Genomic DNA, 11,430 nt, shown 5'->3' on the forward strand with positions numbered 1-11,430 from the left:
GCCCCTGCCGAGGCAGGGGCTGGATGGGCAGCAGCGGGGCGGGCGAGGCCGCCCCTGTTAGGCGTCAGGGCGCCGCTTTTTTCTTGAAGTCGCCGGCGACGGCGGTGCTGAAGGCGTCCGGGCGCAGATACTTGCGCATGGCCGCGTTCACCACGTCGGGCGTCAGCGCGGAGATCTTCTTGTCCATGTCGGCCGACCAGGCGAAGGTGCGTCCGCGCTCCAGGTAGTCCAGCCACACGCCGGCCACCACGTCATCCTGCGCGCGGGCGAGGTTGCGGTAGTTCAGCAGAGCGGTGATGCCGTCGGAGATCTCCTTGTCCGAGAAGCCGTCCTTCAGTACGCGGGCCAGTTCCTCGCCCACGGCCTTTTCCAGGCGCTCGCGGTTCTGCGGCGCATAGATGGCGTAGATGCTCCACGAGGCGTTCGGCTCGAATGCCGACACCGACAGCGAGCTGCGCACGTTGTAGGACAGCCCTTCGGTTTCGCGCACGCGGTTCCACAGGCGCGAGGTTTCCGAGGCGCCGAACAGGTAGTTGGCCAGGTACAGCGCCGCATAGTCGGCGTCGCTGTCCTGCAGCTTCAGCGGCATGCGCGACAGGTAGAAGGCGTTGGCCTTGTCGGGCGTCTCGATATCGAAGCGCTGCGCGGCGATCTCGCGGTACGGATTTGCCACGCGCTCATAGGCGGGCGCGCGTTTCCAGCCGGCCAGGCCGGCCTTGATGGCCTTCTCGATGGCCTCGGGCTGGAAGTCGCCCACGGCCGAGTACTCGATGTTGCCGGCGCCGTAGAACCTGGCGTGGAATTTCGCCAGGGCGTCGCGGTTCAGGCCGCGGGCGCTGGCCAGCGCTTCGTCGAAAGTCGGCACGTAACGCAGGTCATCGGCGGGCCACGGATTGTCCTGGCGGGCCAGGGCGCGCGAGGCCAGCGCCGAGGGCTCGGTCATGGCGTTGCGGATCGAGGTTTCGAGCTGGCGCTGGTACTCCTCCAACTGGTCCTTCGGGAAGTTGGCGTTGCGGACGATGTCCAGCGCCAGCGTGGTCAGCTCGGGCAGGTTCTCGCCCTTGGTGGACATGGCGATGCGCAGCGTGGTGCCCGAGCCCGAGAAGCCCAGCTCGGCCTGCAGCTTGTCCAGGCGATCCTGGATGTCCTGGCGCGAGAGCTTGGCCGTGCCGCGGTTGAGCTGGTCAGCCACGGCGGCGGCATTGACGCGCTGGCCGCGCAGGTCCTGCGCGGTGCCGAACTGGATCTGCATCTGTGCCTGCACGCGGTTGCCGCGCGTGGCCTTGGGCAACAGCGCCAGCTGCACGGGGCCGTTGGGCAGGTCCAGCTTCTTGCGCAGCGTCAGCTTGTCGATGTTGGCGGGCGAGGGGTCGAAGGCCGACGCGCTCTTGAAGTCCGGGTCGCCCTTGTAGTCCTTGAACACCTCGCTCAGGTCCACGCGCTGCGCCTGCGGCGCGCGCTGCGGTTTTTCGGTGGGCAGGTAGCGGCCCTCGATGCGGTTGCTCTGCACCAGGTAGGACGTGGCCGCCTTCTGCACTTCGCCCAGCGTGGCCTTGCGGGCGCGGTCGCGCTGCAGGAAGAACAGGCGCCAATCGCCGGCGGCGATGGCTTCGGACAGCGCCACGCCGACCTGCTCGGGATCGCTGTACACCTGTTCCCACGAGGTCAGCCACTTGCTGCGCGCGCGTTCCAGTTCCTGCGCGGTGAAGGGCTTCTTGTCCAGCGTTTCGAGCGTGCCGGTCAGCGTCTTGAGCGCCGCGTCCACGTTCTTGCCCGGTGACAGCTGCGCGCCGAACATGGCCAGGCCGGGATCGAGCTGCTCCATGGTGAAGCCGAACACGCCCGAGGCCATCTTGGTGGGCACCAGTGCGTGATACAGGCGGCCGGAAGGCGTATCGGCCAGGATGGTGGCGGCCAGGTCCAGCGGCACGAAGTCGGCGCTGCCGGCGGCGGGGATGTGATACATGGCCGCGACCAGCGGCGTGCCGCCCGCGCGGCGCAGCGTCACCGAGCGTTCGCCGTCCTGCACCGGTTCCACCGTGTACTCGCGCGGCAGCGCGCGTTCGGGCTTGGGCAGCTTGCCCAGCGTTTCCTCGATGTCGGCGAGCGTGGCCTGCGGGTCGAACTTGCCGGCCACGATCAGCACGGCGTTGTCGGGCTGGTAGTACTGATGATAGAAGGCGCGCAGCTGGCCGATGTCGACGTTTTCCACGTCGGAGCGCGCGCCGATGGTGTTCTTGCCGTAGCTGTGCCACTGGAACGCGGCCGCCTGCATCTTCTGCATCAGGATGCGGGACGGGCTGTTCTCGCCGCTTTCCATTTCGTTGCGGACCACGGTCATTTCCGAGTCCAGGTCTTCCTTGGCGATCAGCGAATTGACCATGGCGTCAGCCTGCCAGCCCAGGTACCACTTGAGCGTCTCGGGGTTGGCGGCGAAGCTGGCGAAGTAGTTGGTGCGGTCGCCAGAGGTCGAGCCGTTGGCCTGCAGGCCGCGGCGCGAGAATTCGCCCATCGCGTTGCGCGTGGTGGACGTGCCCTTGAACAGCATGTGCTCCAGCAGGTGGGCCATGCCGGTCTGGCCGTAGTTCTCGTTGCGCGAGCCGACCAGGTAGGTCATGTTGACCGTGGTGGACGGCTTGGACTCGTCCGGCACCAGCAGCACCCGCAGGCCGTTGCCAAGGCGGTACTCGGTGATGCCTTCGATCGAGGCGGCCTCCGTGACGCCTGCCGGCAGGCTGGCGGCGCCGGCCTGGAAGGCCAGGAAGGAGGTGAACAGCAGCGTGCCCAATGGGCGCGGCAGCTTCGACAGGGACAGGCGCATGGCGAATCATTCCTTGGTCATGGCAGAATCCGTTGGAGTGTATACGGTGTGATAGGTTCAGGCTGTTCCGGGCCGCGCACCCAAGGAATCCCGCATGTCCCTGTCTATGGAAATCGAAACGCCGCGTCTGCTGCTGCGGCAATGGCGCGCCGCCGACCGCCGGCCTTTCGCCGAGCTGAACGCCGATCCGCAAGTCACTGAATACCTGGTGCCACTGGACGCCGCGCAGAGCGATGCGCTGGCGGACCGGCTGGCGGCCGAAATCGATGAGCATGGCTGGGGCGTCTGGGCGGTCGAAGCGCCGGGCGTGGCGCCGTTTATTGGTTTCGTCGGCATCCGGCCGCTGTCGTCCGCACTGCCTTTCGCGCCTGGCATCGAGATCGCCTGGCGGCTGGCGCGCCCATACTGGGGGCGTGGCTATGCGGCCGAGGCCGCGCGGGCCGCGCTGAGGGTGGGCTTCGAGCAGTTGCGCGCGCCCGAGATCGTCGCGTTCACGGTGGTGGAAAACCGGCGCTCGCGCGCGGTGATGGCGAAGCTGGGCATGCGCGAGGATCCCGTCCAGTTCCGGCATCCCGCCTTGGCCGAGGACCATACGCTCAGCCTGCATGTGCTGTATCGGCTGCGTCAGCAGGACTGGCGCGCGGCGTCCGGTCGCGATGGTGATGGGGACCGCTGCACGCCGGTCGCGGCCGCATAACGGCCCGCGCGGCACGCGGTCATGCCGTGTTGCGACGCAACAAGCAGGCGCGGCGCCGTGGATTTGAAGACCGCCCGGTCACGGGTGTAAGCTGTCCGCACCGTATCACCTGTTGCAGACGGGGTGCGCGACAGCCGCTTAGCAGGTTTCCCGTCCAACGCCAGACGCCGCTGGTTCATCGCGGCGCCGGTGCTTGTGTTCGCGCCTTCGCCGCCGGCATCCTGCCGGCGCATCTTTCGGAGGAACGACCCATGCTGACCGAGATCGTCACGCGTGCCTTGTCCCAACTGACCGGCCGGCCCATGAGCGGCGAGCTGATCAAAGGACAGTTTCAATACGCCTATGCCAGCGACGACGGCCAATTCGTAGCCATACTCACCCATGACATGACGACCTACGTGGTCGACCTGAGCGCGCGCCGCTACTTCGCCGAATGCGGCGGCTCGCCCAGGGGATTCGCCGGCCATGTGCTGGAAATGGAGGGATCGGCCGCGCGCCGGCATCCCTGGCCCGCCGCCAACGACCTGTTCGACCTGGACATGGACGCGGACGAACTGGCCTGGCGCAATTGTCCGGGCCTGCGCTCCGCTGGCGCGGCGGGAGGATCAGTGGAGAGCCGCGCCGCCTGACAGAGTGGCCAGAAGCGGCAGCATCTGCTTGAACCGGCGTCTCGCGCCGGTTTTTTTTTCGCGCCGCGCTGGCGTCGCGATGCGTGGGCCATCGCTACAATCAGCGCATGAACCCGTCCGCCGAATTCCCCGCGCCCGAGGGCGCCACGCTGGTCGACTGCACGCTCGAGCGCCATGCCGACCAGATCCTCGCCATTTTCAACGATGCCATCGCCACGTCCACCGCGCTGTACGACTACAAGCCTCGGCCGCGCGAGTCCATGGATACCTGGTTCCAGACCAAGCAGAAGGGCGGATTTCCGGTGATCGGCTTCGAGAACGCGGCGGGCGAGCTGATGGGCTTCGCCAGCTACGGCACGTTCCGCGCCTGGCCCGCGTACAAGTATTCGGTGGAGCACTCGGTCTATGTGGACGGCCGCCATCGCGGACTGGGATTGGGCGAGGCGCTGATGCGCGCGCTGATCGCCCGCGCGCGCGAGCGCGACGTGCATGTGCTGGTCGGCGGCATCGACGCGGCCAACCAGGGCAGCATCCGCCTGCACGAAAAGCTGGGCTTCAAGCACGCGGGCACGCTGCGCGAGGCGGGCTTCAAGTTCGGCCGCTGGCTGGATCTGGCGTTCTATCAATTGACGCTGGATACGCCCGCGAACCCGGTCGACGGCTGACAGGTCGAACCCGTCCGGACGCGGCGCGGGCGGACTACTTCGACAGGACGCGCATGGCCTGTTCCAGGCCGGCGACGGTCACGGGGTACATGCGGTCCTGCATGATGTCGCGCAGCAGCGCGATGGATTGGCGGTATTGCCAGGACGCGGTCGGCTCCGGATTGAGCCAGACCGACTTGGGCCAGGCGTCCAGCAGCCGCCGCAGCCACAGCGCGCCGGGCTCGGCGTTGTAGTGCTCGACCGAGCCGCCCGGCTGCAGAATCTCGTATGGGCTCATGGTGGCGTCGCCGACGATGATGAGCCGCCAGTCCGGGTTGTACTTGCGCAGCACGTCCCAGGTGTCGAAGCGCTCGTTGTTGCGGCGCCGGTTGCTCTGCCACAGGCTTTCGTACGGGCAGTTGTGGAAGTAGTAGACGTCCAGGTTGCGGAACTCGCTGCGCGCGGCGGAAAACAGTTCCTCCACGCGTGTGATGTGGTCGTCCATGCTGCCGCCCACGTCCAGCAGCATCAGCACCTTCACAGTGTTGTGGCGTTCCGGCACCATGCGCAGGTCCAGGTGGCCGGCGTTGCGCGCGGTGCTGGCGATGGTGTCGTCCAGGTCCAGCTCCAGCTCGGCGCCTTCGCGCGCGAAGCGCCGCAGCCGGCGCAGCGCCACCTTGAAGTTGCGGGTGCCGAGTTCGACCTGGTCGTCGTAGTCGCGGAACTGGCGCATGTCCCAGACTTTGACCGCGCTGCGGTTGCCGGCCGAGTCGCCGCCCACGCGGATGCCCTCGGGATGGTAGCCGCCATTGCCGAACGGCGAGGTGCCGCCCGTGCCGATCCACTTGTTGCCGCCGGCGTGGCGTTCCTTCTGTTCTTCGAGCCGCTGCTTGAACAGCTCCATCAGCTTGTCCCAGCCGTGTTTATGGATGGCGGCCTTTTCCTCTGGCGTCAGGCTCTTTTCGAACTGTTTGATCAGCCAGTCCGCCGGCACTTCGCGGCCTTCGGGCAGCGCGGCCGCGATGCCCTTGTAGTACGCGCCGAAGGCCTTGTCGTAGCGGTCGTACAGCGATTCATCCTTCACCAGCGTGGCGCGCGCCAGGAAGTAGAAATCGTCCAGCGTCGGCGGCATCAGGTCCTGGCGCAGCGCGTTCACCAGCGTCAGGTACTCGTTGACCGAGACCGGCAGCTTGTGCGCCCGCAGGTGGTAGAAGAAATCGATCAGCATGGCGGGGCCGGCGCAAGGCTTAGCGGCGTTGTCCGCGGGTCATGGCGGCCAGGCGGTCGAGCAGGTGCATGTCCTGCTCGTTCTTGAGCAGCGCGCCGGCCATCAGCGGTACGGCCGCGGCGGCGTGCGCGTCGATCTCGGCGGCGGTGGCGTCTTCGGCCAGCAGCAGGCGCAGCCAGTCCAGCAGCTCGGACGTCGACGGCTTTTTCTTCAGGCCCGGCGCCTCGCGCAGCGCGAAGAAATTGTCCAGCGCGGCGCGCAGCACGTCCTGCTTCAGTTCGGGGAAATGCACGGCCACGATCTCGCGCATGGTCTCGCGGTCGGGGAAGCGGATGTAATGGAAGAAGCAGCGGCGCAGGAACGCGTCGGGCAGGTCCTTCTCGTTGTTCGACGTGATGATCACCAGCGGGCGGTGGCGCGCGGCGATGGTCTGGCGCGTTTCGTACACATGGAATTCCATGCGGTCCAGCTCGCGCAGCAGGTCGTTGGGGAATTCGATGTCGGCCTTGTCGATCTCGTCGATCAGCACCACCACGGGCTCCGGCGCTTCGAAGGCCTGCCACAGCGTGCCCTGCACGATGTAGTTGCGGATGTCGCGGACCTTCTCGTCGCCGAGCTGCGAGTCGCGCAGGCGCGACACCGCGTCGTACTCATACAGGCCCTGGTGCGCCTTGGTGGTGGACTTCACGTGCCATTGCAGCAGCGGCCGGCCCAGCGCGCGGGCCACTTCCTCGGCCAGCATGGTCTTGCCGGTGCCGGGCTCGCCCTTGATCAGCAGCGGTCGCTGCAGGGTCAGCGCGGCGTTGACCGCCAGCTTGAGATCGTCGGTGGCGACGTAGGTATCGGTGCCCTCGAAGCGCGCGGGCGTTGCGGATTGAGCTGCGGACATGGGGTTTTGCCGGATGGGATTGACGGGGATCAATACGCTTTCAAAGGTATTCATTCATGGCAATTATCGTACAATCGGGCAGTTTTGCAGCCGGGTTCGCCCCGCGAAGTGTTTGCCCTGTCCCTAGCCATATCAAGAAGAGTCATTCCAATGAAGTTGCGAACCTCTCTGAAGTGCACGGTTTCCGTGTTGGCCGCGATGGCATCCTGTGCGATCGCCGGTCAGGCAGTCGCTGCCGACGCAGCCCCGGTCGGCAATATCCAGAACGCCCGCGATAAAGTCTCCATGTGCATCGGTTGCCATGGCATTGAAGGCTACAAGGCGACGTTCCCCGAGCTGTACCACGTACCCAAGATTGCTGGCCAGAACGCCAAGTACATCGAAACGGCCCTCAACGAGTACAAGAAAGGCGCGCGCAGCCATCCCACGATGGACGCCGTCGCCGGCAGCCTGTCCGACCAGGACATCGCCGACCTCGCCGCTTACTACTCGAATCTCAAATAAGAGGGGGCCACACCATGAATCGCACCATGCTTGCCCTCGCGGGCGCAACCCTGGCCATGGCGGGCGCCGCCGCCCAGGCGCAAGACCTGGCGGCCGGCAAGGCCGTGTTCGACAAGTTCAACTGCGCGTCCTGCCACGGCGCCGACGCCAAGAGCGCGGTGGATCCGGCCTATCCGACGCTGGCTGGCCAGCACGCCGACTACCTGGTCCATGCGCTGAAGGCCTACAAGCGCGGCGCCTCGGGCAGCGCGGCCACGGCCAATGTGCGCAAGAATCCCATCATGGGCGCGTTCGCCGCCCAGCTTTCCGACCAGGACATCAACAACGTCGCCGCCTGGCTCTCGTCCCAGCCCAGCGATCTGGGCGTGCGGAAGTAGAGGGGTCCACCCCCGAAGCGCTGCGCGCTTCCCCCTCTAGGGGGCATGCCTACGGACCGGCGGAGCCGGATCCGTGGCATCGCGCTCTTGGGGCGTCTGCGTTTTGCGGGGGCGCTGTGCTGTGGCTGCACGGTTGGTATTGCGCGGCTCAGGTTGTGGCGGGCGTGCGGGATCGCAATGCCTTGCGCATTGCTGGCTGGTGCCGGGCTTCAGCGTTCGGCGCGCTGGCGGATCAGTTCCACGTAGCTGTCGCTGTCCAGCGGCTTGCCCAGCCGTTGCGCTTCCCAGACCACCTGGCCCAGGCATTCCATGATTTCGTGGGCGGCGTGGTGGGCGTCGCTGCGCGAGACCAGCTTCTGATAGGCGCGGCGGATGCCGGGCGGGTGGTCGATGGACAGCTGCTCGGCGATGGCCAGGTGCATCGACAGGTGCAGGAACGGGTTGGTGCGCCCCTTTTCCACCGCGTATTCGGCCGTCATGGCTTCCGGGCTTTCCAGGTCGCCATGGTATTCGGGGTGCTCGATGATCCAGTCCAGGGCCATGATCTCGAGAGGCGTCAGCACCTCGGACGCGCGGTGCTTGCGCCAGGTTTCGATGAAGAATTCGCGGACTTGGTCGCGTGATGGGTTGAACATCTGCAAAAGTGAATTGGCGATAGATGTCCACATTTTAGCGCTCGCGGCCGGGCGGGCCCCGCCGGGCGGGCCATTGCGATATAGAATGGGTTGCCATCCGCTTGCCTCGTGCGTCCAGCGGGCCGCCGCGCCCGGCCGGGAAGCACGACGGGCGTCGCGGCGCGCGCGCAGAATAATCACCCGGAGCAAATGGAGCATTCATGTCCTATCAACATATCAAGGTTCCCGCCGGCGGCCAGAAGATCACGGTCAATGCCGATTTCTCGCTGAATGTGCCTGAGCAGCCCATCGTGCCTTTCATCGAAGGCGATGGCACTGGCGCCGACATCACGCCGGTGATGATCAAGGTCGTCGACGCCGCCGTGCAGAAGGCCTACGGCGGCAAGCGCAAGATCCACTGGATGGAAGTCTATGCGGGCGAAAAGGCCACCAAGGTCTATGGTCCCGACGTCTGGCTGCCCGAGGAAACGCTGGACGTGGTCAAGGACTACGTGGTCTCCATCAAGGGGCCGCTGACCACGCCGGTGGGCGGCGGCATCCGTTCGCTCAACGTGGCCCTGCGCCAGCAGCTGGACCTGTATGTGTGCCTGCGCCCGGTGCGCTACTTCAAGGGCGTGCCCTCGCCGGTGCGCGAACCCGAAAAGACCGACATGGTGATCTTCCGCGAAAACTCGGAAGACATCTATGCCGGCATCGAATACATGGCCGAGAGCGAGCAGGCCAAGGAACTGATCCAGTTCCTGCAGACCAAGCTCGGCGTGAAGAAGATCCGCTTCCCGGCCACCTCGTCCATCGGCATCAAGCCGGTGTCGCGCGAAGGCACCGAGCGGCTGGTGCGCAAGGCCTTGCAGTACGCCATCGACAATGACCGCGCCTCGGTCACGCTGGTGCACAAGGGCAACATCATGAAGTTCACCGAAGGCGGCTTCCGCGATTGGGGCTACGCCCTGGCGCAGAAGGAATTCGGCGCGCAGCTGATCGACGGCGGCCCGTGGTGCAAGTTCAAGAACCCGAAGACGGGCCGCGAGATCATCGTCAAGGACTCGATCGCCGACGCCTTCCTGCAGCAGATCCTGCTGCGCCCGGCCGAATACGACGTGATCGCCACGCTCAACCTCAACGGCGACTACGTCTCCGACGCGCTGGCGGCGCAGGTGGGCGGCATCGGCATCGCGCCGGGCGCCAACCTGTCCGACTCGGTCGCCATGTTCGAGGCCACGCACGGCACCGCGCCCAAGTACGCGGGCAAGGACTACGTGAACCCGGGTTCGGAAATCCTGTCGGCCGAAATGATGCTGCGTCACATGGGCTGGACCGAAGCCGCCGACCTGATCATCGCCAGCATGGAGAAATCCATCCTGTCCAAGAAGGTCACCTACGACTTCGCCCGCCTGCTGGAGGGCGCGACCCAGGTGTCTTGCTCGGGCTTCGGGCAGGTGATGATCGACAATATGTAGGATGGGCCAACGATTGCTGGACAGCGAAACGCCGCGGATGACGTCTTGCTGCTTTCGTTGTCCGGCGGTCACGTGCCCGGGGGCCGATACGATTGTGCTGCGGTTGACTGTCAACGGGCGAGCCGGACGTGCGTGTTTCTTGGGATCACGTTCGTGTTTGCCTGGAGGCCGCGAGGTTTTCCTGGCCCCGCGTTTGGCTGATGCGCAAGGGGGGCAAATCCGCTAAAGTGGAATCCAGACGGCGCTTGGCCACGAGGCGTTCGAGCTTTTCAGACTCATTTTCCGGGGCGCGATTTGCCAGCCGATGCTCCATCGGCGCCTGGGAGTGATACTGTTGGCGCGTACCCTCACGTAAAAACCCGCAAGGTCGAGCTGGCCTGCGGGTTTTTTGTTAATGCTTGGGCTGAAAATTGTTATTAATGCGATGAAAATGAAGTTAATCGTATTCAATTGTTAAGACTTGGGGAATATAATGCCCGCCTCACCGGAACTAAGCACTATCGTGCTGTTGTTTCCCGCGCATTCCGCCGACCTCTGAAACGATGGCACAACCCGCGCCGAACATGCCGCCTTATGACGTATCATCCTGCCTGCGCAGTTTGCGCGAGGCGGAGCGCGTCGCGTTGCTGATGGCGCCGCGGCTGGGTGATACCTTGCTGATGATGGCCATGGCCAGCAACCTAGCCAAGCATGGCCGGGCCGTGACGGTGTTTGGCGACTATGCCTATGCCTTACGCAGCTGGTTTCCCGGCGTGGACATCCGTCCTTCGTTGTCGGAGTCAGATGCGGCTGGTGCGCTCGCCGGTTTTGACTGCGCCGCCCAGATGCATGTGGGTTGGCCCTATGCCTTGCACGATCATGCGCGCTCGTACTTCTACTACGATGCCCATGTCGTGATCACCGGGAAGGGCTTTGTAAAGGTCAATCAGATCAGCGATTTTTGTCGCGACCAGCTTGGTTTGGCGCTTTCGACGACGGACATCGGCCTGTGTCCTCCCGTCGGCGGGCGACATCGGCTGCACCGGCGACGGGTCGCCGTCCATCCTTCGTCGAGCGGCATAGAGCGCTGCTGGGCGCCCAGGCATTTCGTGGAATTGGGCCTGCGCTTGAAGCGCGACGGCTATGAGCCGTTCTATATCCTGGCGCCGCATGAGCGGGATCGATGGGCGTGCCTAGCGGAAGCCGGCCTGCAGATCCAGCAAGCACCGTCGCTGGCCGATGTCGCTGCCTTCATCCATGAATGCGGCTGGTTCATCGGCAATGAATCGGGCGTCGGTCATCTGGCGTCCAGCGTGGGCGTTCCGACTCTGACGCTCACGGGGCGGCCCACCCGAACCAGGGCATGGCGACCGGGCTGGTCCTTGTCGCATATCGTCTATCCCGCATATATTCCTGGCGGCAGATGGCGCGATCGTTTCTGGCGTGACTGGTTGTGGCCGGGCAGCGTCATGGCTGCCTTTGGACGCCTTGCCCGGGAGTATGAGGGGTCCGCGGCGTCCTCGAAAAGATTCCATCTCGAATAAGCCTGGTCTGCGTGCTTGAAGCGCGG

11 protein-coding genes are annotated in these 11,430 nt (G+C 65.4%); 7 read left to right on the forward strand and 4 right to left on the reverse strand.

Translation table 11 applies throughout. The features are described from left to right. Positions 1-64 precede the first annotated feature (64 nt). On the reverse strand, positions 65-2,821 hold the full coding sequence (locus ACEU5R_RS19000; RefSeq protein ID WP_392411232.1) for a M16 family metallopeptidase: 2,757 nt from the start codon (positions 2,819-2,821) through the stop codon (positions 65-67). A gap of 94 nt (positions 2,822-2,915) precedes the next feature. On the opposite strand from ACEU5R_RS19000, the gene ACEU5R_RS19005 reads away from it, so the two are divergent. The 3 genes from ACEU5R_RS19005 to ACEU5R_RS19015 all read left to right on the forward strand — a co-directional run bounded on the left by ACEU5R_RS19005 (position 2,916) and on the right by ACEU5R_RS19015 (position 4,812). After that, positions 2,916-3,518 (forward strand): GNAT family N-acetyltransferase, encoded by a 603-nt coding sequence (locus ACEU5R_RS19005; protein WP_392411233.1) that lies wholly within the window; start codon positions 2,916-2,918, stop codon positions 3,516-3,518. Between the two features lie 251 nt (positions 3,519-3,769). Further along, positions 3,770-4,147, forward strand: a complete 378-nt coding sequence (locus ACEU5R_RS19010; RefSeq protein ID WP_212314511.1) for a hypothetical protein — start codon at positions 3,770-3,772, stop codon at positions 4,145-4,147. 107 nt (positions 4,148-4,254) lie between these two features. Next, entirely contained in the window at positions 4,255-4,812 is a 558-nt protein-coding gene (locus ACEU5R_RS19015) for a GNAT family N-acetyltransferase (RefSeq protein WP_103276336.1), read from the forward strand. Positions 4,813-4,846: 34 nt separating this feature from the next. Here the strand turns inward: ACEU5R_RS19015 and ACEU5R_RS19020 are convergent, their stop codons facing one another. Beyond that, positions 4,847-6,019, reverse strand: a complete 1,173-nt coding sequence (locus ACEU5R_RS19020) for a VWA domain-containing protein (RefSeq protein WP_392411234.1) — start codon at positions 6,017-6,019, stop codon at positions 4,847-4,849. A 19-nt stretch (positions 6,020-6,038) separates the two neighbouring features. Continuing rightward, a complete protein-coding gene (locus ACEU5R_RS19025; RefSeq protein WP_103276337.1) occupies positions 6,039-6,908 on the reverse strand; it encodes a MoxR family ATPase in 870 nt (289 codons plus the stop codon). Positions 6,909-7,058: 150 nt separating this feature from the next. Here ACEU5R_RS19025 and ACEU5R_RS19030 point away from each other — a divergent pair, with 150 nt between their 5' ends. Together ACEU5R_RS19030 and ACEU5R_RS19035 are read left to right on the forward strand one after the other, a co-directional pair. Then, the gene (locus tag ACEU5R_RS19030) at positions 7,059-7,412 is read left to right on the forward strand and encodes a cytochrome c (RefSeq protein ID WP_103272869.1); all 354 of its coding nucleotides are present in this window, start codon (positions 7,059-7,061) and stop codon (positions 7,410-7,412) included. Positions 7,413-7,426: 14 nt separating this feature from the next. Continuing rightward, positions 7,427-7,789: a c-type cytochrome gene (locus ACEU5R_RS19035; protein WP_103272870.1), complete on the forward strand. Its 363-nt coding sequence runs from the start codon at positions 7,427-7,429 to the stop codon at positions 7,787-7,789. Between the two features lie 209 nt (positions 7,790-7,998). Here ACEU5R_RS19035 and ACEU5R_RS19040 read toward each other — a convergent pair whose 3' ends face one another. After that, positions 7,999-8,424, reverse strand: a complete 426-nt coding sequence (locus ACEU5R_RS19040) for a DUF1841 family protein (RefSeq protein ID WP_103272871.1) — start codon at positions 8,422-8,424, stop codon at positions 7,999-8,001. 200 nt (positions 8,425-8,624) lie between these two features. On the opposite strand from ACEU5R_RS19040, the gene icd reads away from it, so the two are divergent. Next, a complete protein-coding gene (gene icd, locus ACEU5R_RS19045; RefSeq protein ID WP_103272872.1) occupies positions 8,625-9,881 on the forward strand; it encodes an NADP-dependent isocitrate dehydrogenase in 1,257 nt (418 codons plus the stop codon). A gap of 542 nt (positions 9,882-10,423) precedes the next feature. Then, positions 10,424-11,404, forward strand: coding sequence for a glycosyltransferase family 9 protein (locus ACEU5R_RS19050; protein ID WP_103272873.1), 981 nt, complete (start codon positions 10,424-10,426; stop codon positions 11,402-11,404). The last annotated feature ends 26 nt before the right edge of the window (positions 11,405-11,430 follow it).

The organism is Achromobacter sp. 413638 (genome assembly GCF_043119405.1).
Lineage (GTDB): Bacteria > Pseudomonadota > Gammaproteobacteria > Burkholderiales > Burkholderiaceae_B > Achromobacter.